The organism is Paraburkholderia sp. PGU19, from assembly GCF_013426915.1.
GTDB lineage: Bacteria > Pseudomonadota > Gammaproteobacteria > Burkholderiales > Burkholderiaceae > Paraburkholderia.
Genome location: NZ_AP023179.1, coordinates 1431679 through 1452779, shown reverse-complemented (window position 1 = coordinate 1452779; position 21101 = coordinate 1431679). Strand labels below are relative to the sequence as shown.

At 62.7% G+C, this 21101-nt stretch carries 19 protein-coding genes and 1 pseudogene; 7 read left to right on the top strand and 13 right to left on the bottom strand.

All coding sequences use genetic code 11. The features are described from left to right. Positions 1–282 precede the first annotated feature (282 nt). The 5 genes and pseudogenes from H1204_RS06720 (at position 283) to H1204_RS06700 (ending at position 7821) form a co-directional block, all read left to right on the top strand. Positions 283–1383 (top strand): regulator, encoded by a 1101-nt coding sequence (locus H1204_RS06720; RefSeq protein WP_180730493.1) that lies wholly within the window; start codon positions 283–285, stop codon positions 1381–1383. Positions 1384–1411: 28 nt separating this feature from the next. Next, positions 1412–3117, top strand: a pseudogene (gene recJ, locus H1204_RS06715) (single-stranded-DNA-specific exonuclease RecJ). An 886-nt stretch (positions 3118–4003) separates the two neighbouring features. Next, positions 4004–5107 carry a peptide chain release factor 2 gene (gene prfB, locus H1204_RS06710; RefSeq protein ID WP_180730492.1) on the top strand — a complete coding sequence of 368 codons (1104 nt, stop codon included), beginning with the start codon at positions 4004–4006 and terminating at the stop codon, positions 5105–5107. A 101-nt stretch (positions 5108–5208) separates the two neighbouring features. Further along, complete coding sequence (gene lysS, locus H1204_RS06705) at positions 5209–6735, top strand: lysine--tRNA ligase (RefSeq protein WP_180730491.1); 1527 nt, start codon at positions 5209–5211, stop codon at positions 6733–6735. 333 nt (positions 6736–7068) lie between these two features. Then, positions 7069–7821 (top strand): glycine zipper 2TM domain-containing protein, encoded by a 753-nt coding sequence (locus H1204_RS06700; RefSeq protein WP_180730490.1) that lies wholly within the window; start codon positions 7069–7071, stop codon positions 7819–7821. A 109-nt stretch (positions 7822–7930) separates the two neighbouring features. On the opposite strand, the gene iscX is transcribed toward H1204_RS06700, so the two are convergent. From iscX to H1204_RS06650, 10 genes are all read right to left on the bottom strand, one after another. Next, positions 7931–8128 (bottom strand): Fe-S cluster assembly protein IscX, encoded by a 198-nt coding sequence (gene iscX / locus H1204_RS06695; RefSeq protein ID WP_007586799.1) that lies wholly within the window; start codon positions 8126–8128, stop codon positions 7931–7933. Between the two features lie 15 nt (positions 8129–8143). After that, a complete protein-coding gene (gene fdx, locus H1204_RS06690; RefSeq protein WP_042307073.1) occupies positions 8144–8485 on the bottom strand; it encodes an ISC system 2Fe-2S type ferredoxin in 342 nt (113 codons plus the stop codon). Between the two features lie 176 nt (positions 8486–8661). Beyond that, positions 8662–10533 carry a Fe-S protein assembly chaperone HscA gene (gene hscA, locus H1204_RS06685; protein WP_180730489.1) on the bottom strand — a complete coding sequence of 624 codons (1872 nt, stop codon included), beginning with the start codon at positions 10531–10533 and terminating at the stop codon, positions 8662–8664. A gap of 93 nt (positions 10534–10626) precedes the next feature. Next, complete coding sequence (gene hscB / locus H1204_RS06680) at positions 10627–11154, bottom strand: Fe-S protein assembly co-chaperone HscB (RefSeq protein WP_180730488.1); 528 nt, start codon at positions 11152–11154, stop codon at positions 10627–10629. A gap of 112 nt (positions 11155–11266) precedes the next feature. Further along, positions 11267–11590: an iron-sulfur cluster assembly protein IscA gene (gene iscA / locus H1204_RS06675; protein ID WP_180722090.1), complete on the bottom strand. Its 324-nt coding sequence runs from the start codon at positions 11588–11590 to the stop codon at positions 11267–11269. Between the two features lie 137 nt (positions 11591–11727). After that, on the bottom strand, positions 11728–12144 hold the full coding sequence (gene iscU / locus H1204_RS06670; protein ID WP_180730487.1) for a Fe-S cluster assembly scaffold IscU: 417 nt from the start codon (positions 12142–12144) through the stop codon (positions 11728–11730). Between the two features lie 59 nt (positions 12145–12203). After that, entirely contained in the window at positions 12204–13427 is a 1224-nt protein-coding gene (locus H1204_RS06665; RefSeq protein WP_180730486.1) for an IscS subfamily cysteine desulfurase, read from the bottom strand. A 67-nt stretch (positions 13428–13494) separates the two neighbouring features. Next, positions 13495–14019, bottom strand: a complete 525-nt coding sequence (iscR, locus tag H1204_RS06660) for a Fe-S cluster assembly transcriptional regulator IscR (RefSeq protein ID WP_007586816.1) — start codon at positions 14017–14019, stop codon at positions 13495–13497. 110 nt (positions 14020–14129) lie between these two features. Beyond that, on the bottom strand, positions 14130–14657 hold the full coding sequence (locus tag H1204_RS06655; RefSeq protein WP_180730485.1) for a low molecular weight protein-tyrosine-phosphatase: 528 nt from the start codon (positions 14655–14657) through the stop codon (positions 14130–14132). Between the two features lie 106 nt (positions 14658–14763). Continuing rightward, positions 14764–14991, bottom strand: a complete 228-nt coding sequence (locus tag H1204_RS06650) for a hypothetical protein (protein ID WP_180722087.1) — start codon at positions 14989–14991, stop codon at positions 14764–14766. A 276-nt stretch (positions 14992–15267) separates the two neighbouring features. Here H1204_RS06650 and H1204_RS06645 point away from each other — a divergent pair, with 276 nt between their 5' ends. Next, positions 15268–15804: a hypothetical protein gene (locus H1204_RS06645; RefSeq protein WP_180730484.1), complete on the top strand. Its 537-nt coding sequence runs from the start codon at positions 15268–15270 to the stop codon at positions 15802–15804. A gap of 107 nt (positions 15805–15911) precedes the next feature. Here H1204_RS06645 and H1204_RS06640 read toward each other — a convergent pair whose 3' ends face one another. Next, positions 15912–17324: a LutB/LldF family L-lactate oxidation iron-sulfur protein gene (locus H1204_RS06640; RefSeq protein ID WP_180730483.1), complete on the bottom strand. Its 1413-nt coding sequence runs from the start codon at positions 17322–17324 to the stop codon at positions 15912–15914. Between the two features lie 79 nt (positions 17325–17403). Further along, the gene (locus tag H1204_RS06635; protein WP_180730482.1) at positions 17404–18126 is read right to left on the bottom strand and encodes a (Fe-S)-binding protein; all 723 of its coding nucleotides are present in this window, start codon (positions 18124–18126) and stop codon (positions 17404–17406) included. A 188-nt stretch (positions 18127–18314) separates the two neighbouring features. Here H1204_RS06635 and H1204_RS06630 point away from each other — a divergent pair, with 188 nt between their 5' ends. After that, the gene (locus tag H1204_RS06630; RefSeq protein ID WP_180730481.1) at positions 18315–19121 is read left to right on the top strand and encodes an IclR family transcriptional regulator; all 807 of its coding nucleotides are present in this window, start codon (positions 18315–18317) and stop codon (positions 19119–19121) included. A gap of 66 nt (positions 19122–19187) precedes the next feature. Here H1204_RS06630 and pbpG read toward each other — a convergent pair whose 3' ends face one another. Continuing rightward, positions 19188–20363, bottom strand: coding sequence for a D-alanyl-D-alanine endopeptidase (pbpG, locus tag H1204_RS06625; protein WP_180730480.1), 1176 nt, complete (start codon positions 20361–20363; stop codon positions 19188–19190). Positions 20364–21101: the final 738 nt, after the last annotated feature.

Here is a 21101-nt window from a genome sequence, read left to right as displayed (position 1 = left end):
CATTTGCCCTGGCTGTCCGCGCGGTTGACGAAAAACGCCATCAGGCGCGCGAGAGCCGTGTCGATTGGGCGCGGATTTCGGCCGATGGTTCCAGAACGCCGGCTTGCAGCGGCTTTCCTCATGCGGCGCGCCGGCTGTCACGCCGTGCAACGGCGCGCGCAACATCGCACCGTCCGGTGCGCAATCGTTGCGTGAATTGTACGCACTGGCGCACAAGTGACGGATTCCCGCCCAGTCGAATCGCCCGCCATCGCGGATCAACGGGGCGAAGTTTGCCATACAATGCGCAGCATCATGAATGCCAACCGACTGCATCTTCTTCTACCTTTCGCGCTGCCCGCCGCAGCCGACGCATCCACGGCGCTGTATTCCCTCGACATTCCCGCCCTCGACAAACTGATCGCCCGCGCGACGCTGGTCGAACGTGTGATCGGCGAAGACTTCCAGCGCACGCTGCCGCACGAGCGCTGGGTGGCCCGCAGTTTTGGCGCGGTGCCCGCCGGCACGGCTGCCGCCGACGAGGCGCCCCTCGCGCCCTACATGCTGCTCGCCGACGGCGGCAGCCCGGGCGACGCGACATGGGCATGCGTGCAGCCGGTACACGTGCGGATCGCGCACGACCATCTGGTGCTGATCGATCCCGCGTCGCTGGAACTCGCGAACGACGATGCACGTGCACTGTTCGACGTCGCGCGTCCGCTGATCGAGGAACTGGGCGTGCGGATCGAGGCGCCGCAGCCGTCGCGCTGGTACCTGTCGAGCGACGCGTTCGGTACGCTGGCGGGCGCATCGCCGCTGCGCGCGAGCGGTCGCAACATCGAAATCTGGCTGCCGCACGAAGCGCACACGGGCGAACGCTCGCGCGCGTGGATGAAGCTGCAGAACGAAGTGCAGATGGCTTGGTTCGAGCATCCCGTGAACGAGGCGCGCGAGGCGCGCGGCCTGCCCGCCGTCAATTCGATCTGGTTTCACGCCCAAGGCGCAGCGCAGCCGGTCAAAAGCGACTTTGCGCGGGTGCTGTCGGATGCGGCGGCGACGCGCGGTCTCGCGCTCGCCGCGCGGGCGGCAACGGCCGCGCCGCCTGTGACTTACGACGCCTGGCGTTCGGACAGCGCAAACGGCAGCGCCGCCACCACGCTGATCGAACTCGACCCGTTCTCCGCGCCGTTCATCGAGCAGGACTGGGGCCGTTGGAACGCCGCGTTCGCCGCGCTGGAGCGCGACTGGCTCGCGCCCGCGCTCGCCGCGTTGCAGGCGGGCGAACTCGGCGCGCTCGGTCTCACGCTGTGCGGCGACACGGGCTCGGTGACACTCAATATCACGCGCGGCGACTTGCGCAAATTCTGGCGACGACGTCTGTTCGCGTCGCTCTTTATCGAATGAACTGTTCTTCTGCTCCAGGTTTTGCCGCATGACTCGAATCGTTACGCGCCCTTGCTCTCCCGCCGACGCCGAAGCGCTGATCCGCCACGGCCTGCATCCCGTGCTCGCGCGCCTTTATGCATCGCGCGGCGTGTGCCTGCCCGATGAGCTCGAAATCGGGCTCGCGCGCCTGACGCCACCCGCGTCGCTAAAAGGCTGCGATGCGGCCGCGGCACTGCTCGCCGATGCCATCGAAGGCGGACGCCGCATGCTGGTCGTCGCGGACTACGACTGCGACGGCGCGACGGCTTGCGCTGTCGCCGTGCGCGGCTTGCGGATGTTCGGCGCGCAGATCGACTATCTCGTGCCGAACCGCTTCGAGTACGGCTACGGCCTCACGCCGGAAATCGTCGCACTGGCGGCGCAACGGCCGGGCGGCAAGCCCGAGTTGCTGATTACCGTCGATAACGGCATTGCCAGCGTCGATGGCGTCGAGGCGGCGAATGCGCTCGGCATCGACGTGCTCGTCACCGATCACCATTTGCCCGGCGACGAGTTGCCCGCCGCGCGCGCGATCGTCAATCCGAACCAGCCGGGCTGTACGTTCCCGAGCAAATGCATCGCGGGCGTCGGCGTGATGTTCTATGTGCTGCTCGCGCTGCGCGCCGAACTGCGCCGCCGTGGCGCGTTCGGTGAAGCTCGTCCGGAGCCGCGTCTGGACGGGCTGCTCGATCTCGTCGCGCTCGGCACGGTCGCCGATGTCGTCAAGCTCGACGGCAACAACCGGGTGCTGGTCGCGCAGGGCCTGCAGCGCATCCGCAACGGCCGTATGCAGCCGGGCATCGCCGCCCTTTTTCGCGCCGCGGGCCGCGATGCGCGCAGCGCGTCGGGCTTCGATCTCGGCTTCGCGCTGGGGCCGCGCCTGAATGCGGCGGGACGGCTGTCGGACATGTCGCTGGGCATCGACTGCCTGACGACGGACGACGTCGGACGCGCGTGGGAACTCGCGCAGCAGCTCGACACGATGAACCGCGAGCGGCGTGAAATCGAAGCGGGCATGCAGCAGCAGGCGCTCGACGACCTGTCGGCGGTCGATCCCGCCGACTCGACGACGATCACGCTGTTCAATCCAAGCTGGCACCAGGGCGTGATCGGGATCGTGGCCGGGCGGCTGAAGGAGAAATTCCATCGGCCGTCGTTCACGTTCGCGCTCGCCGACGACGGCGGCGCCACCGTCAAGGGCTCGGGCCGCTCGATTCCGGGTTTCCATCTGCGCGATGCGCTCGATCTCGTGTCGAAGCGCGAGCCGGGCTGATCGCCAAATTCGGCGGCCACGCGATGGCGGCGGGTTTGACGATCGCTACGGCCGATATTCCGCGTTTCACGGCGGCGTTCGAGCGGGTTGGGCGTGAGTGGCTCACTCAGGATGTGCTGGCGCGTACGGTCGAGACGGATGGCGATCTCGAAGATGCGTATTTCACGCCGCAATTCGTCGAGATGATTGATGCGGCTGTCTGGGGACAGGGGTTTCCGGCGCCTGTTTTCTCGGGCGAGTTCGATGTGATGTCGCAGGCGCTGGTGAAGGATAAGCATCTGAAGCTGCAGTTGATGCGCGGGCGCCAGCGGTTCAATGCGATCTGGTTCAATCACACGGCGCCGTTGCCTGCGCGCACCACTGTTGCCTATCGGCTGTCGGCGGATACGTGGAATGGCGTTGCACGCGTGCAACTGATCGTTGAGCATGCTGTGTTGTAGGCTGGGTGTGCCCAGCCTTGGCCTTGTGATCCGCTATAATTTTGGTTTTTGGTGGGAAGGGCTGTGGTTGGCCTTTTTTCGGTTTGGGTTTGGTTTTTTGCTGGTGCCCGCGATTTGTTCTTGTGCTGGCGTCCGTGTTTTGCGTTTTCGCTGGCATCCGCGATGCGTTAGCTTGCTTCACGCGTTGCCCCTGTGCGGGCGGCACCTACTTTTCTTTGCCGCCGCAAAGAAAAGTAGGCAAAAGAAAGCGGCTCACACCGCCAGCTTTTGTGTTTGCCTGAGGGCCCCCACAGGGTCTTACGCTTCACACGGCATCGTTCCTGTTGGCGCGCGTTGCCAACGCCCTGAATGTGCGCCTCAACCGCTTCGCACTCCCTTGCACGGGCTAGCGGCAGCGAACGGTCGGCGCCGCCCAGGTGGCAAACTGTGTGTAGGTTTTCGCGCAATACGCGCGCCACTCCAGACTGAAAAGCAAGGCTGATGTTTCTGGTAAGAGCGCCAACCTGTACGGTGCGACAACCTACACACAGTTTGCCACCTTGGCGGCGGTGGAATGTTTGTCACGGCATGCTGGAATGTGGGTGCGTGAAGCGGGTGAGGGGCTCATTCGAAGCGCTGGCAACAAGCATGCGTCACGTGGTTGCCGTGTGAGGCGTGGGACCGGTTGGGGGCCCTCAGGCAAACACGAGAACTGGCGGTGTGAGCCGCTTTCTTTTGCCTACTTTTCTTTGCGGCGGCAAAGAAAAGTAGGTGCCGCCCCGCACAGGGGCGACGCATGAATGGCAAACACCACATCGCGGATGCCAGCAAAAACCCAAACCAAACCGAAACCCAACCCCAACAGCGTCGCAGACAAAAACCCCCATTTATTTGAAACTGGATCGACATGGAAGCGGAACGCCTCAACTCAATCGAATCCTCCCTGGCGGACCTGCGCACACGCGCAGGCGAGCTCCGGGGTATCTTTGACTACGATGCAAAGTCGGTACGACTGATCGAAGTCAACAAGGAACTCGAAGATCCGAACGTCTGGAACGACTCGAAGCACGCCCAGGCACTCGGCAAGGAAAAGAAGCTGCTCGAAGGCGTCGTCGACGTGCTGAGCGCGCTCGATAACGACCTGCGCGACACGCAAGACCTGTTCGACATGGCGCGCGAAGAAAACGACGAAGACACGCTCGCCGCGGTCGACGAAGATGCCGCGAAGCTAGAAGCGCGCGTCGCCGACATGGAATTCCGCCGGATGTTCTCGAACCCGGCCGACCCGAACAATGCGTTCATCGACATCCAGGCGGGCGCGGGCGGCACGGAAGCGTGCGACTGGGCATCGATGCTGTTGCGCCAGTACCTGCGCTACTGCGAGCGCAAGGGCTTCAAGACGGAAGTACTCGAAGAATCCGAAGGCGATGTCGCCGGCATCAAGAGCGCGACCATCAAGGTCGAAGGCGAATACGCATACGGCTTCCTGCGTACCGAAACCGGCATTCACCGCCTCGTGCGCAAGTCGCCGTTCGACTCGTCAGGCGGCCGTCATACGTCATTCTCGTCGGTGTTCGTCTACCCGGAGATCGACGAGTCGTTCGAGATCGAAGTCAATCCGGCCGATCTGCGCATCGATACCTACCGTGCCTCGGGCGCGGGCGGTCAGCACATCAACAAGACCGACTCCGCCGTGCGTATCACGCACGTCCCGTCAGGTATCGTCGTGCAGTGCCAGAACGACCGCTCGCAGCACCGTAACCGCGCCGAAGCCATGGCGATGCTGAAATCGCGTCTGTACGAAGCCGAAATGCGCAAGCGCCAGTCGGAACAGGACAAGCTCGAAGCGGGCAAATCGGACGTGGGCTGGGGCCACCAGATCCGTTCGTATGTGCTCGACAACAGCCGCATCAAGGATCTGCGCACCAACGTCGAAATCAGCAACACGAAGAGCGTGCTCGACGGCGATCTCGATCCGTTCATCAGCGCGAGCCTGAAACAGGGCATCTAAGCGCATCCGGCGCGGCACGCTTCGCCGCGCCGCATTTTTTCAACGCCTGTGCGCCACAGTCAAATGCGCGCACGAGGCATCGGACACTGAACCTCATCACCATGACCGAACCGACCCAGCAAAATGCAGTCGCCGAGGTGGACGACAACCAGATCATCGCCGAGCGCCGCGAAAAGCTGCGCGCGCTGCGCGAGCAAGGCGTCGCCTACCCGAACGACTTCCGCCCGACCCACCACGCCGCCGATCTCCAGTCCGAATATGCGGACGCCGACAAGGACGCGCTCGAAGCGCAAGCGCTGCAGGTCGCGCTGGCCGGCCGCATGATGCTCAAGCGCGTGATGGGCAAGGCCAGCTTCGCGACGGTGCGCGACGGCTCGGGTCAGATCCAGTTCTTCATCACGCCCGCCGACGTCGGCGAAGCAACGTACGAAGCCTTCAAGAAGTGGGACCTGGGCGACATTGTCGCCGCCAGGGGCGTGCTGTTCCGCACGAACAAGGGCGAGCTCTCCGTGCGCTGTACGGAACTGCGCCTGCTGTCGAAGGCGCTGCGTCCGCTGCCTGACAAGTTCCACGGTCTCGCCGACCAGGAAATGCGCTATCGCCAGCGCTATGTCGACCTGATCGTCACGCCGGAAGCGCGCAAGACGTTCGTCGCGCGCACGAAAGCCGTGTCGTCGATCCGCAAGTTCATGGCCGACGCGAGCTTCATGGAAGTCGAAACACCGATGCTGCACCCGATTCCGGGCGGCGCCGCGGCCAAGCCGTTCGTCACGCATCACAACGCGCTCGACATGCAGATGTTCCTGCGCATCGCGCCCGAGCTGTATCTGAAGCGGCTGGTGGTGGGTGGCTTCGAGCGCGTGTTCGAGATCAACCGGAATTTCCGTAACGAGGGCGTGTCGCCGCGTCACAATCCGGAATTCACGATGATGGAGTTCTACGCCGCATACACCGACTACAAGTGGCTGATGGACTTCACCGAGCAACTGATCCGTCAGGCGGCTGTCGATGCGCTCGGCAACGCGACGATCACCTATCAGGGCCGTGAACTGGATCTGTCCAAGCCGTTCCATCGCCTGACGATCACGCAGGCGATCCAGAAATACGCGCCGCAATACACGGACGCGCAACTGGCGGACGGCGCATTCCTGCGCACGGAACTGAAGAAGTTCGGCGTCGACGCGACGCAGCCGCAGTTCCTGAACGCGGGTATCGGCGCGCTGCAACTGGCGCTCTTCGAGGAAACGGCGGAATCGCAGCTGTGGGAGCCGACCTTCATCATCGATTACCCCATCGAGGTATCGCCGCTCGCGCGCGCATCGGATAGCGTGGACGGCATCACCGAGCGTTTCGAGCTGTTCATCACGGGCCGTGAGATCGCCAACGGCTTCTCGGAGCTGAACGATCCCGAAGACCAGGCCGCGCGCTTTAAGAAGCAGGTCGACCAGAAAGACGCCGGCGACGAAGAAGCGATGTATTACGACGCCGACTATATCCGTGCGCTCGAATACGGGATGCCGCCCGCGGGCGGCTGCGGGATCGGCATCGACCGTCTGGTGATGCTGCTCACCGACAGCCCGAGCATCCGCGACGTCATCCTGTTCCCGCATCTGCGCCGCGAAGACTGATCTTTTCGCCGCTTCCGCTGTCCCGCGCACGGCCGTTTTCGCGCCGTGCGCGGCTTCCACTCCCCTCGCCGCTCTCTCTTCTTTCCGAAACGCACGAACCGTTTGTAACTATCGGTAAAAGCTGCGCAATTCGATCTGGTCCGCTTTTGTCGCTAATCCTCCGAAATCCAGCTTCGGCGCGGTTTTTGGCTTTTGGTGCACTTCTTGCGGTCGTCATGGGCAAATCCCGGCCCGTTCCCGGTTACAAATTGAAACCCCGAGCGGATCGGCATGTCCGACACTTATACGGCTACTTTTACAGGTCAAATTCTGCAAAGTTGGAGGCCTACCACCATGGATAATCCGAACAATTCACCACGCCGCCTTCATCCCCTTATCGCTGTGGCGGCAGGCGCCGTCATCGTCGCCAGTCTGGTGGCGACGGCGGCCGTGACAGGACTGTTCCCGAAGGCTTCGAGCAACGGCGAGCAAAGCGACCAGGTGCAATCGGCGGCCGTCTCGCAGCAACAGCAGCCCGTCGTCGATACCGCGCAGCCGGCTAACCTGAGCGCGCAGCAGCAAGCAGCAGCGCAACAACAGCAGGCCGAACAGCAAGCGGCTCAGCAGCAGGCTCAGGCACAACAGGCCCAGCAACAGGCGCAACAGGCGCAGGCTCAGCAAGCACAGCAGCAGGCGCCCCAAGCGCCCGCGCCGGCCCCGCAATATGCACAACAGCCGCAGTACGCGCAGCAACAACCCGCACGACCCGCCTACTGCTCGACGTGCGGCACGGTCGAAGCGATTTCGGCTGTACGCCAGGAAGGCCACGGAACCGGGATTGGCGCCGTGGGCGGCGCGGTGGCGGGTGGTGTCGTCGGCAATCAGTTCGGCAGCGGCAACGGCCGTACGGCGATGACGCTGCTCGGCGCGCTCGGCGGCGGCCTTGCGGGTAACTCGGTCGAAAAGCATCTGCGCAGCTCGACCAGTTACTCGGTGCGCGTGCACATGGAAAACGGCAAGACGCGCTACTTCACGTATCACGAAGCGCCGCCGTTCCAGCAAGGTCAGCGCGTGCGAGTGGAGAACGGAACGCTCGTCGCGGGTTGATCTTTAACGGGCGCCCGCGCCCGCAAAGCTTCGAGCATTAAAAAAGGCGACTTCCAAGGAAGTCGCCTTTGCATTTGTTGCGTCTGAAACGCCGCTGTACGCACCGCGCTCAGTAATCCGCGTCCTCGATCCATGCCGCCTGAATCGCTTCAAGGATCTTTTCGTTCGAGCGGTTCGGATCGTCATCGAAACCGTCCAGTTCCATCACCCAGCGGTGAAGATCGGTGAACCGCACCTGTTGCGGATCGATCTCCGGGTGCTTGTCGGTCAAGGCCATCGCGATATCTTGCGTGTCGGTCCACTTCATGGCTGCTCGCTCCTGTTAGTGATTTTCCTTCGCGTGGTTGATCGAATAACGCGGAATCTCGACCACGAGATCGTCGCCTTCAGGCATGAGCGCCTGGCACGACAACCGCGATTCGCGTTCGAGACCCCATGCCTTGTCGAGCAGATCGTCCTCGTCTTCTTCCGACGGCGTCAACGCGTTGAAACCCTCACGCACGATCACGTGACAGGTCGTGCACGCGCAAGACTTCTCGCATGCGTGCTCGATTTCGATGCCGTGTTCGAGCAGATTGTCGCAGATGCTCTTGCCCGGCACGGCGTCGATGACCGCGCCGTCCGGACACAGTTCGACGTGAGGCAGCACAACGATTTGAGGCATACAAATTCCGTTCTGGTCTGTGAGGCACGGACGCCGCCCTTCAGGCACCGTACCATTTTACTGGTGGCGCGGCCGTTTTTGGCACGCGCCGCGTGATTCAACGGCGACGCGCGAATCATGGATTCACGGCATCGCCTTCATTGCGTCGACTGCGCTGGTTGAAGACTGGCGCGGCGTCAGATCTCGTCGAGCTTGCGGCCCGCGAGCGCGCGGCGAATGCTCTTGTCCATCCGGCGCGCGGCGAATTCGTCGGTGCCTTCGGCGAGCGTCTTCGTCGCCGTTTCGATCGCGTCGGTATCGTCGCCCGGCGCGATCGCACGCAGCGCGGCGACGAGGCCTTCGAGCGCGGTGCGCTCGTCGGCGTCGAGCAGTTCGCCGTCGGCCGCAAGCGCTGCTTCCGTTGCTTCGACCAGCCGCTGCGCTTCGACCTGCGCCTCGCGCAATGCCCGCGCGCGCATATCGACTTCCGCCGTCTTGAAGCTGTCTTCGAGCATGCGCGCGACGTCGTCGTCGGCAAGGCCGTAAGACGGCTTCACGACCACCGACGCCTCCACGCCCGAATGCTGCTCGCGCGCAAACACGGACAGCAGGCCGTCCGCATCAACCTGATAGGTGACGCGGATGCGTGCCGCGCCCGCCGCCATCGGCGGAATGCCGCGCAGTTCGAAACGCGCGAGCGACCGGCAATCGGAGACGAGTTCGCGCTCGCCCTGGACGACGTGAATCGCCATCGCCGTCTGGCCGTCCTTGAAGGTCGTGAATTCCTGCGCACGCGCGACGGGAATGGTCGAGTTGCGCGGGATGATCTTCTCCGAGAGACCGCCCATCGTTTCAACGCCGAGCGACAGCGGAATCACGTCGAGCAGCAGCCAGTCGTCGCCGTCGGCGCCGCGGTTGCCCGCGAGCAGGTCCGCCTGGATCGCCGCGCCGAGCGCGACGACCTGATCCGGGTCGAGATTGGTCAGCGGCGGCTGGCCGAAGAAGTTCTCGACCGCGCGACGGATCACCGGCATGCGCGTCGCGCCGCCGACGAGCACGACGCCGTTGATATCGGCGGCCGTCAGCTTCGCGTCGCGCAGCGCCTTTTTGGTCGGGCCGAGCGTGCGCTGCACGAGCGCCTGCGTGATCGTCTCGAACGCCGCTTCGTCGACGGTGACATCGATCTTCGCGCCGCTTGCGAGCGTCACCTGGATCGAAGCGCTCGGCGCCGACGACAATGCTTCCTTCGCAACGCGCACCGCGTCGAGCAGCAGGCGCACGTCTTCGGGCGTCAGCGACTGAGCGGGAATGTTCGCCTTCTCCAGCACATGACGATACAGCGCGTGATCGAAGTCATCGCCGCCGAGCGCCGAATCGCCACCGGCCGCGAGCACTTCGAAGACGCCCTTCGTGAGCTTCAGAACGGACAGATCGAACGTGCCGCCGCCAAGGTCGTACACCGCGTACAGACCTTCCGAGCCGTTATCGAGACCGTACGCAATCGCGGCCGCCGTCGGCTCGTTTAGCAAGCGCAGCACGTTCAGCCCGGCGAGACGCGCGGCGTCCTTGGTCGCCTGGCGCTGCGCTTCATCGAAATACGCGGGCACCGTGATGACCGCGCCGACCAGTTCGTCGCCAAGCGTGTCTTCCGCGCGATACCGCAGCGTGGCGAGAATTTCCGCCGACACTTCAACGGGACTCTTCACGCCGTCGATGGTGCGGATCTGCACCATGCCGGGCGCGTCGACGAAATCGTAAGGCGCGTTTTCCGCGTGCTCGACTTCGCTCTTGCCGCGCCCCATGAAGCGCTTGACCGAGACGATCGTATTGCGCGGATCGGTGGCGGCTTCCGCTTTCGCCACGCGGCCAATGCGCCGGCCGCCCTTCTCCAGATACCGCACGACGGACGGCAGCAGATAGTGGCCTTCGTCGTCGGGCAATACGTCGGGCACGCCGCTGCGCACCGCCGCGACGAGAGAGTTGGTCGTACCAAGGTCGATGCCGACCGCGAGACGCCGCTGATGCGGCGCGGGCGCCATGCCGGGTTCAGAAATTTGCAGTAAAGCCATCTGGAATCTTCTTCGGAGCTTGCTTCGCCCCGGTCCTGATCGTGTTGGTTCGCGTGGTGATTGGGCTAGTTCGTCGGGCCGCGCCAGGCGGCCTCAGACGTCGAGCCGCTCGATCTGCGTGCCGATCTCGGCGGCTACGCGCTCGATGAACATCAGTTGCCGCACCGCCTCGCCCGCCGCCTGATTCGAGCCGCTGTCGAGCAATGCGGCCAGCTTCGTGAAGCGCACCTTTTCTTCGTCGCGCAACTCGGCGAGCAGTGAATCGAGCGCATCGACGTTCTTCGCCGCCGACGCGTCCTCGATGTTCTCCCGCCATTCCATCTGCTGCATCAGGAACGCCGGCTCCATCGCCGTGTTGTTCTCCGCGCCGACATCGATGCCACGCAGCGACAGCAGATAGCGCGCGCGTTTCAACGGATCGCGCAGCGTCTGGTACGCCTCGTTCGTGCGTGTGGCCCACTGCATGGCGATGCGCTTTTGCGCGTCGCCCGCGGCGGCGAAACGGTCCGGATGCACTTGCGCCTGCACCGTGCGATACGCGTGATCCAATGCGGATGCATCGAGCGCGAATTGCTCGGGCAGATTGAAGAGTTCGAAGTGACTGTCGTTCAGCGAGGCCATCAGGTTACTTTGTCCATGCGATGCGCGCAGGGCAGCGCCGAAGCGCGCGCCAGGTGCGCGGCGAAATTGAAAAAAGGCGGCACAGGCCGCCTTTTCAGCATGACTCGCGCGCTTACACGCGGAACGATTCGCCGCAGCCGCACTCGTCCTTCACATTCGGGTTGTTGAACCTGAAGCCTTCGTTCAGCCCTTCGCGTGCAAAGTCGAGTTCCGTGCCGTCGATATAAGCGAGGCTCTTCGGGTCCACTACGATCTTCACGCCCTTGCATTCGAACACTTCGTCTTCGGGCGCGAGTTCATCGACATACTCGAGCTTGTACGCGAGGCCCGAGCAACCCGTCGTGCGCACACCAAGCCGCAGCCCGACGCCCTTGCCGCGCCGGACCAGATATTTCTGCACGTGTTGTGCTGCCTTTTCGGTCAACGTAATTGCCATAGCGTTTCTCAATGTGCGGCACGCCGTCGTTCCTCACGACGCGTATCGCGACCCTGCCTGCTTCCCAAATCGTTCCGGCGGGCGCCGATAGCCACTATCGACGCGTCGCCGTGCCACTCCCGACGCTCGACCGCGTCTTAAGCCGATTGCTCGGCCTTCGCTGCGTCAGCCGTTTCGCCGTGACGCTGCTTGTAGTCGGCGACGGCCGCCTTGATCGCGTCTTCCGCGAGGATCGAACAGTGGATCTTCACGGGCGGCAGCGCCAGCTCTTCCGCGATCTGCGTGTTCTTGATCGTGAGCGCCTGATCCAGCGTCTTGCCCTTCACCCACTCCGTGACGAGCGAGCTCGACGCGATGGCCGAACCGCAGCCGTACGTCTTGAACTTCGCGTCTTCGATCACGCCATCCGCGCCCACGCGAATCTGCAGCTTCATCACGTCGCCGCAAGCGGGCGCGCCGACCATGCCGGTGCCAACCGCGTCGTCGTCCTTCGAGAACGAACCGACGTTGCGCGGGTTTTCGTAGTGATCCAGAACCTTTTCGCTATATGCCATTTTGTGACTCCTTGATTCGATTCAACCTGCGTGCGTTTGCCGAGTAATTCAAGGCGCGCTTAGTGCGCGGCCCATTGAATCGTCGACAGATCGATGCCGTCCTTGTGCATTTCCCACAGCGGCGACAGATCGCGCAACTTCGCAATCTTGCTCTTCAGCAGGTTGATGACGTAATCGACGTCCTGTTCCGTCGTGAAGCGGCCGACCGTGAAGCGGATCGAACTGTGTGCCAGTTCGTCGTTGCGGCCAAGTGCGCGCAGCACGTACGACGGCTCAAGCGATGCCGACGTGCAAGCCGAGCCCGACGACACGGCCACGTCCTTCACCGCCATGATCAGCGACTCGCCTTCGACGAAGTTGAAGCTGATGTTCAGGTTGTGCGGGACACGCTTTTCCATGTCGCCATTCACATACGTTTCTTCGATCTCTCGCAGGCCGCGCAGCAGCTTGTCGCGCAGCATGCGGATGCGTTCGTTTTCCGTCGCCATTTCTTCACGCGCGATACGGAACGCCTCGCCCATGCCGACGATCTGGTGTGTAGCCAGCGTGCCCGAACGCATGCCGCGCTCGTGACCGCCGCCGTGCATCTGCGCTTCGATGCGCACGCGCGGCTTGCGGCGCACGTACAGCGCGCCGATGCCCTTCGGGCCATATGTCTTGTGCGCCGAGAACGACATCAGGTCGACCTTCAGCTTCTGCAGGTCGATTTCGACCTTGCCAGTAGCCTGTGCTGCGTCGACGTGGAAAATGATGCCCTTTTCGCGGCAGATTTCGCCGATCGTCTCGATATCCTGGACGACGCCGATCTCGTTGTTCACGTGCATGACGGAAACGAGGATCGTGTCCGGACGCAGCGCGGCCTTGAACACGTCGAGGTCGATCAGACCGTCGTCCTTCACGTCGAGATACGTGACTTCGTAGCCTTCGCGCTCCAGTTCACGCGTGGTATCGAGCACAGCCTTGTGCTCGGTCTTCACGGTGATGATGTGCTTCCCCTTGCCCTTGTAGAAGTGCGCGGCGCCCTTGATCGCGAGGTTGTCCGATTCAGTCGCGCCCGACGTCCAGATGATTTCGCGCGGGTCGGCGTTGACGAGCGCGGCGACGTTCTCGCGCGCTTCCTCGACGGCACGTTCCGCGTCCCAGCCGTATGCGTGGCTGCGCGATGCAGGGTTGCCGAACTGCTCGCGCAGGTACGGAATCATCTTGTCCACCACGCGCGGATCGACGGGCGTCGTTGCGCTGTAGTCCATGTAAATGGGCAGGTGGGGAATGTCGTTGTTCATCAATCGCTCCGGGGACATCAGTGCTTATGGCTTCATGGTTCTGGCGTTCGCGTCTTTGCGCGCTCTGTCAGCCGGCCATGTTGAAAACGGAATTCGGCCCTTTCGGCACCGCGCGCGGCTCCACGGCGGGCGCTTCGGTACGCCGGTCGCGCAGCACCGCCGTCGAACCTTCGCGCGAGCGCTGCTGGTCGACCAGGTCTTTCAGGGAAACAGAGTCGAGATACTCGACCATCTTCTGGTTCAGCGTCGACCACAGCTCATGCGTCATGCAATGGCCGTCGTGATGCTTCGTGCCCTCGCACGAACCCTTGCCGCCGCATTGGGTGGCATCGAGCGGCTCGTCGACGGCGATGATGATGTCCGCGACCGTCACATCCTCCGCGCGGCGCGCGAGGTTGTAGCCGCCGCCCGGCCCGCGCACGGATTCGACGATCTCGTGACGGCGCAGCTTGCCAAACAGCTGCTCGAGGTAGGACAGGGAGATGTGTTGGCGCTGGCTGATACCCGCAAGCGTCACCGGGCCCTGCTCCTGGCGCAATGCCAGGTCGATCATCGCCGTGACGGCGAAACGGCCTTTCGTGGTGAGTCTCATATGTGGTGGGAACCGCAATTCTCGACAAGTTTGGTCAAGTATAAATACATGACAGATTTAGTCAAGTATCCCTATCTCGATTTGGGTCATTTACTTAACGAAAAACTTGTCTACGGGGTCAATTGGGGCCGCAGCGCCGCGATCAGTCCACGACAGGCGGCTTCGCACTGGTCCAGCACGATTTCGAAGCCCTCGCCGCCGCCGAAGTATGGATCGACGACCTCGCGTGCATCGAAACCTGGCGCGCGTTTTTCCGCGCCGTTCGCGTCCGGCGCGTCCGCGTCAATCGCAAATTCCATCAGCAGACGAATCTTGTTGCGCTGTGCCGCCGGACAGATTTGTCTGAGCGCGGTGACGTTTTTGTCGTCCATCGCAATGATCAGATCGAAGCGCTCGAAATCGGCAGCGGTGATCTGACGGCCGCGAAATATCGACAAATCGTAACCGCGATTTTTTGCGGCGCGCTGCGCGCGCTCGTCCGGCGCTTCGCCGATGTGCCAGTCGCCCGTACCCGCAGAGTCCACGATCACGCGATCCGCAAGCTGCGCGTCGGCCAGCTGGTGCCGCATGACGCCTTCCGCAGTCGGAGAACGGCAAATGTTCCCAAGGCACACGAAGCAGATGGCGACGGTTTTCATCAATGGCTGAGCGGCTCAGCCGCAAGTGTCATATGTGGTGAAACGGTGCCGCGATTATACAAAGCCATGCAAAATCACGCCGGCGGCGCGCCAGCGGCCATGCCGATTACATCGGCTGTGCGGACATGCGCGCCGTTGCGGGCAGCACGTCAGCGGGCATCGCAGCCTCGCCGCCGACGAATCCATACGAAACCGTACGAGCCAGTTCGGCCGACACGCGCTCGGCAGCAAGCGGCGACTGCGTAGCCGCGCCGTTATACAGATGCAGGTAAGCAACAGCCGCAAGCGGCACAACGATGGCTAATGGCCAATACACCGATATTTTCTTTTTCATGATGTCGTTTCTCTTTAAGCGGGCCACAGTGCACAGACGCACTTTGCCCAGTCGAAATGGTAGCCGAGGACGCAATCCGGAAAAACCCGCCCCAACGGAACACTGCGTTGCGCCCGGATGAACAGTCGGGATTGCGAAGCGGATTTGCAAAGTGCCGACGACAGTCTTTCGACCGCCGAAAGATCTCCTTACAAAAGCACACACAGGTAATACTCAGCAGGCGGTACAACTAGCTACATGGATAGACACGCACCTCTCGCTTGTCTTAACACTCAAATGAAACGTCTTATTCCTTCTTTCGCTCCTGCTGCCGTTGCACTCTGCGCAGTCGCCGCTCTCAGCGGATGCGTTGCTTATCCGTACGGCGGCCAGCCGGCGGGCTATGGCTACAACGACGGCTATTACGACGGCTACGGCGCACCCGCCCCCGCCTACGGATACGCCGAACCGCCCGTGCAATCGAGTCTGTTCCTTGGCTTCGGCGGGGGCGGATACTCGGGCTCCGACTATGACCGCCGCTATTGGGGCGGACGTGGCTACGACCACGGAAATTACAATCGCGACCGCGGCGACCGCGGCAACTGGAACGGCAACGGCCGGGGCGGCAACGGCAACAATGGCGGCCCGCCGCGCGGTCAGCCGCCGCAGGCAGGCAATCCGCCGCCACCCAACCCCGGTGGCAACTCGGGCGGCGGCTATCACGGCAACCGTCCGCCCGTGCAGGCAGGCGCGGGGCAGCAGCAAGGTGGGAGCAGTCGCGACGGCAATCGCGGCGGGCAGGCGTGGAACAACGAAGGCGGCAGACCGCATTGACCGCCGGGGACGAAAATCAAAGCCGTCCGCGCTGACGCTCAATGAAGAAGAGGCTGCATCGCACCTGCGATGCAGCCTCTTTCAATTTCGGCGCGCAAAGGAGCGCGTTACCCGATATGTGTCTTGCTCGCGGCGTAGAGTTCGCGGAACGTCCGGCCTACGGGCGCCGGCATCTCGCGCGTATTCGTCCAGCCCGCGCCAAGCGGCAGCTTCGCGATCGACTTCCGGTTGCCGCCCATCTTCTCGAGAATCCGCACCGCGACCTTCGTGAAAAGCCGGTACGCCGTCGGATGCATCGCCAGATAGCCCCAGACGGCGAGCCCGTAGCGCTCCTGCCACGGCCGCAGATGCCGCTCCACTTGCCGCTCGCGCAGCTTGCGCAGCAAATCCGACAGCGGAATGCCGACCGGGCACACGCTATTGCATTCACCGCATAGCGTCGCGGCCTGCGGCAGATCGAGCGCCTTTTCGATGCCGACATAGCTCGGCGTCAGCACCGAGCCCATCGGCCCCGGATAGACCCAGCCATACGTGTGTCCGCCGACCTTCTGATACACGGGGCAATGGTTCATGCACGCGCCGCAGCGGATACAGCGCAGCATCTCCTGAAAGTCGCCGCCGATCAGCCCGGTGCGCCCGCCGTCGACGAGCACCACATACATATGTTCCGGCCCGTCCTGGTCGCCTGCGCGTCGCGGCCCCGTCAGCACGGAGAAATAGTTCGACACGTCCTGCCCCGTCGCTGAGCGCGGCAACAGACGCATGGCCGTCGCGAGATCCTCGAGCGTCGGCAGCACCTTTTCGATGCCCGTGACCGCGACGTGCACGCGCGGCATCACCGTGCACATCCCTTCGTTGCCTTCGTTGGTCACGAGCGCGACCGAACCTGTCTCCGCGATCACGAAGTTGCCACCCGTCACGCCCATGTCGGCTGTCATGAAGTGCGGACGCAGCACCTCGCGGGCCTCGCGCGTCATCTCGGGAATCTCCGTCAGACGCGGCTTCTGGTGGGTCTTCGCAAAGAGGTCAGCGATCTCCTCCTTGTCCTTGTGGACGACGGGCGCGATGATGTGGCTCGGTGGCTCGTTGTCGTTGATCTGCAGAATGTATTCGCCGAGGTCGGTTTCGATCGACTGCACGCCCATCTGTCCAAGCACCTCGTTCAGGCGCATTTCCTCGGACACCATCGACTTCGTCTTGATCACCTTCTTCACGTCGTGCTTGCGCGCGATATCGGCGACGAGCTTCGCTGCGTCTTGCGTCGTCTCGGCAAACAGCACGGTCACGCCGCGCCGCGTCGCCTCGCGCTCGAAGGTCTCGAGCCAGACGTCGAGGTTCTCCAGCGCGCGGTTGCGGCGTTCCTTGAGCGCGGCGCGGGTGGCGGGGAAATCGATCGCCAGCATTGCCGAGGCGCGCGCCGACACGAATTTCGTCGATAGCTTGGTGAGGTTCTGCTGAAGGCGCTGGTCGGCGAGTTTCTGGCCCGCGCGCGCCTTGAACTGCATCGTTTGGACTTGCATGACGGCCTTGGGGATCGGTTATAGGTTTGCGTTACCGCTTGCTATCACTTGCCTGGCGAAGAACAACGTTCAACCGCGCTCAAGCGTCGCCTGCCAGAACCTGCGCGATGTGCAGCACGCGCGTCGTCGTGTCGCCCGTGCGCCGCAGGCGCCCTTCGATATTCAGCATGCAGCCGAGATCGCCCAGCACGACGGCTTGCGTGCCGCTCGCCTGAATATTGGCGCACTTCTCGTCGACGATGGCCGTCGAGATATCGCCGAACTTCACCGCAAACGTACCGCCGAAGCCGCAGCAGTGCTCGCAGTCCTTCATCTCGGTCACGGCGACGCCAACCTGAGCGAGCAAAGCGCGCGGCTGCTGCTTGACGCCCAGCTCGCGCAGCCCCGAACAGGAGTCGTGATACGTCACCGGCCCGTGAAATTCGCCCGGCGTCAGCTCGACCTTCGCGACGGTGGCAAGAAAATCGGTCAGTTCGTAGACCTTCGGGCGCAGGCACGCGAAGCGTCCCATCAGTTCGGGATCGTTGGCGAACAGATCGCCGTAATGCGCGCGGATCATCCCGCCGCACGAACCGGACGGCACGACCACGTAATCGTATTGCTCGAACTCGCGCAGCGTCTTTTCCGCGAGATCGCGCGCGATGCGCCTGTCGCCGGAGTTGTAGGCCGGCTGTCCGCAGCACGTTTGCGCCGGCGGCACGAACACTTCGTAGCCCGCGCGCTCGATCAGCTTGATCGCGGCGAAGCCGATTTCGGGGCGCATCAGATCGATCAGGCAGGTGACGAAAAAACCGACTCGCATGAGTGCTCCTCCGGGGAAACGTCCCCGATTATCCGCTGTTTGACGCGTAATACCAACGCGTAGCCGCCCCAATGCGCAATGAACCGCCAAATAGTGAGATTGGAGGATCATTTCCAATGGCGTTCGCTTTTTTCACAATACGAGATACAATCAGTTTCCGCTGTTTGACGCGTCAACCGTTTAGCCTTATGAGCGATACGAACCCGGACCCCAAGACGTCGATTCAGGTGATCGAGCGCATGATGCGCCTGCTGGATGCCCTCGCCGCGCATAGCGACCCGGTCAGCCTGAAGGAGCTCGCGCAACGCACCGATCTTCATCCGTCCACCGCCCACCGCATCCTGAACGACATGGTGACCTGCCGGCTGGTGGATCGCTCGGACCCCGGCACCTATCGTCTCGGCATGCGGCTGCTGGAACTGGGCAATCTCGTCAAGGCGCGCCTGTCGGTGCGCGATGCCGCGCTGATGCCAATGCGCGAACTGCACCGGCTGACGGGCCAGACCGTCAACCTGTCGGTGCGCCAAGGCGACGAGATCGTCTATATCGAACGCGCCTATTCCGAACGCTCGGGCATGCAGGTGGTGCGCGCGATCGGCGGCCGTGCGCCGCTGCATCTGACTTCCGTCGGCAAGCTGTTTCTCGCCGCCGACGAATCGACCCGCGTGCGGGCCTACGCGACGCGAACCGGCCTGTCGGGCCACACGCAGAACAGCATCACCGATCTCACCAAGCTGGAACGCGAGCTGTCGCACGTGCGTCAGCAGGCATGCGCGCGCGACAACGAAGAGCTGGAACTCGGCGTACGCTGCATCGCAGCCGGCATTTATGACGATACGGGCAAGCTCGTCGCGGGCCTGTCGTTGTCCGCGCCGGCCGACCGCCTGCAGGACTCGTGGCTCGGCCAGTTGAGCAAGACTGCGCTAGTCATTTCCGAATCACTCGGTTATCACCCGCAGGTCCAACACGCGAGCGCTTCGGCACATACCGTGTGACGCACTCACATGCGTGAATAAAAAAAGCCCCGCATTGCGGGGCTTTTTGTTGGGTACTGCTTTCGCTCAGGTTCCGGCGCCGTTGGCGTCCGCGCTGGTGATGCGCTGTTCGCCGCCGTTGTCGAGCCACGTGCGCAGACGCTGCGCATCGGCGAAACGGGAGTACTTGCCCGACGAATCGAGCAGCACCATGATCATCGGACGATCGTGGATCGTTGCCTGCATCACGAGGCACTCGCCCGCTTCGTTGATGAAGCCCGTCTTCTGCAGGCCGATGTCCCACGTCGGGTTGCGCACCAGCGCGTTCGTGCTGTTGTACGCAATCGAGCGCTTGCCCGTATACACCTCGTAGCTGCGATCGGTCGAGAATTTGCGGATCATCGGGTATTGATACGCGGCGTTGACCATCTTCACCAGGTCGCGCGCGCTCGATACGTTCTGGCTCGTCAGACCCGTCGGGTTTTCGAAGTGCGTGTCGGTCATACCGAGCGCCTTCGCCTTCGCGTTCATCGCCGCCATGAAAGCAGGACGGCCGCCCGGGAAGTAGCGCGACAGCGCTGCCGCCGCACGGTTTTCCGACGCCATCAGCGCGATGTGCAGCATGTCTTCACGCGAGAGCACCGAGCCGACCGACAGGCGCGAGCCCGTGTTCTTCTCGTAGTCGCGGTCTTCGTCCGTGACTTCGACCTGCTCGGTCATCGCCGCCTTCGAATCGAGCACGACCATCGCCGTCATCAGCTTGGTGATCGACGCGATGGGCACTACGGCGCGCGAGTTCTTGTCGAACAGCGACTCAGACGTGTTCTGGTCGACCACGTACGCGACGCTCGAACGCAGCATCAGCGCGTCAGGCGTTTCGTGCAGGCCGAACGCCGTGCCGACGGACGGCTGACGCGGCTCGAATGCGACGCGGCGCACGACCGAGTGATGGCGGCCGTTCACCGTGTACGAGACGCGGCGCTTCTTCGAAACGGTACGGGGCTGGTCGCCGTCGTCGTTCGCGGCCGCCTTGACGTCTTTGGCGGCCTTCGACGACTTGCTGGAGACTTGCTCGGCGGCGGCCTTCTTCGAAGGCTTCTTGCCGGCCTTCGCGGACTTGGCGGGCACCGTGGCGGAAGCGGCAAATGCGTCCACCGGCGCGGCAAAAGCCGCAGCGATGACCACCGAGGCAGCCACCGACAGAGCGGTGCTGAGCGCCGCGCCGTGCATCACTTTCAGTGACGAAAACATGTCGGTTTTCATTGGTGTTCTGGTTGGAGCGGCGAGAGAGTTTTCGCCAGTGTAGTAAAACAGTTAAAAATTAGCAATATTAAGCACTTATCGACAGTCCTTAAACCGAGTTGTCAGGCTCGATTGAGAAAAGGCAATAAGTTGCAGATGGCACCATCGAAAATACCAATGACGCACCGGCAAGCCGCCCTCGCCAATGTCGCTGAAAGACTCTCACTCGTTCAGCATATCGGCATCTTCGAACCAAACTTGATCAGGGGAAGTACGGTCGCGTACGGATGGCAATACGAACTGCCGCAAGCGTCCAGAGCACGATGCCTGCCGCACCGAAGCACACATGCAGGACGCCGCGCCGGCCGACTCTTAAGCGACTACTGCGAAGCAGCAGGCCGCGCATTCGACCGGGATGGCGATTTAACGTTCCGCTACGGTTTTCGGTTTACCTGAGAATTTTACCTTTTTGCTCAGAAATGCGCCGTTGGCATGTTCCAAGGCCTTATCTGGCTTGAGAGACCACTTTTTTGGCCGCACCACATCGGTGCAAACCCTAATGTGCACGCGCTTCACCACAATGTCATAAACGCTACATAACGTGTTGTTTTATTAGTAATTTCTATGCGTTGTGCGTTGCACAAAAAAGTCCTTGACATCTATCGGAGTCGTCCTAAAATGGGAACCATTGCTGCGACGCACAATTAACAGCGGACCAGCGATTCCTAATTTTGTTCTGCAGTTAACCCAACTCGGTCC

Excerpts from the sequence above, each read along its gene's own strand:
- H1204_RS06720 (WP_180730493.1), top strand. The coding sequence starts at position 283 with ATGCGCAGCATCATGAATGCCAACCGACTGCATCTTCTTCTACCTTTC.
- prfB (WP_180730492.1), top strand. The coding sequence starts at position 4,004 with ATGGAAGCGGAACGCCTCAACTCAATCGAATCCTCCCTGGCGGACCTG.
- lysS (WP_180730491.1), top strand. The coding sequence starts at position 5,209 with ATGACCGAACCGACCCAGCAAAATGCAGTCGCCGAGGTGGACGACAAC.
- H1204_RS06700 (WP_180730490.1), top strand. The coding sequence starts at position 7,069 with ATGGATAATCCGAACAATTCACCACGCCGCCTTCATCCCCTTATCGCT.
- iscX (WP_007586799.1), bottom strand. The coding sequence starts at position 8,128 with ATGAAGTGGACCGACACGCAAGATATCGCGATGGCCTTGACCGACAAG.
- fdx (WP_042307073.1), bottom strand. The coding sequence starts at position 8,485 with ATGCCTCAAATCGTTGTGCTGCCTCACGTCGAACTGTGTCCGGACGGC.
- hscA (WP_180730489.1), bottom strand. The coding sequence starts at position 10,533 with ATGGCTTTACTGCAAATTTCTGAACCCGGCATGGCGCCCGCGCCGCAT.
- hscB (WP_180730488.1), bottom strand. The coding sequence starts at position 11,154 with ATGGCCTCGCTGAACGACAGTCACTTCGAACTCTTCAATCTGCCCGAG.
- iscA (WP_180722090.1), bottom strand. The coding sequence starts at position 11,590 with ATGGCAATTACGTTGACCGAAAAGGCAGCACAACACGTGCAGAAATAT.
- iscU (WP_180730487.1), bottom strand. The coding sequence starts at position 12,144 with ATGGCATATAGCGAAAAGGTTCTGGATCACTACGAAAACCCGCGCAAC.
- H1204_RS06665 (WP_180730486.1), bottom strand. The coding sequence starts at position 13,427 with ATGAACAACGACATTCCCCACCTGCCCATTTACATGGACTACAGCGCA.
- iscR (WP_007586816.1), bottom strand. The coding sequence starts at position 14,019 with ATGAGACTCACCACGAAAGGCCGTTTCGCCGTCACGGCGATGATCGAC.
- H1204_RS06655 (WP_180730485.1), bottom strand. The coding sequence starts at position 14,657 with ATGAAAACCGTCGCCATCTGCTTCGTGTGCCTTGGGAACATTTGCCGT.
- H1204_RS06650 (WP_180722087.1), bottom strand. The coding sequence starts at position 14,991 with ATGAAAAAGAAAATATCGGTGTATTGGCCATTAGCCATCGTTGTGCCG.
- H1204_RS06645 (WP_180730484.1), top strand. The coding sequence starts at position 15,268 with ATGAAACGTCTTATTCCTTCTTTCGCTCCTGCTGCCGTTGCACTCTGC.
- H1204_RS06640 (WP_180730483.1), bottom strand. The coding sequence starts at position 17,324 with ATGCAAGTCCAAACGATGCAGTTCAAGGCGCGCGCGGGCCAGAAACTC.
- H1204_RS06635 (WP_180730482.1), bottom strand. The coding sequence starts at position 18,126 with ATGCGAGTCGGTTTTTTCGTCACCTGCCTGATCGATCTGATGCGCCCC.
- H1204_RS06630 (WP_180730481.1), top strand. The coding sequence starts at position 18,315 with ATGAGCGATACGAACCCGGACCCCAAGACGTCGATTCAGGTGATCGAG.
- pbpG (WP_180730480.1), bottom strand. The coding sequence starts at position 20,363 with ATGAAAACCGACATGTTTTCGTCACTGAAAGTGATGCACGGCGCGGCG.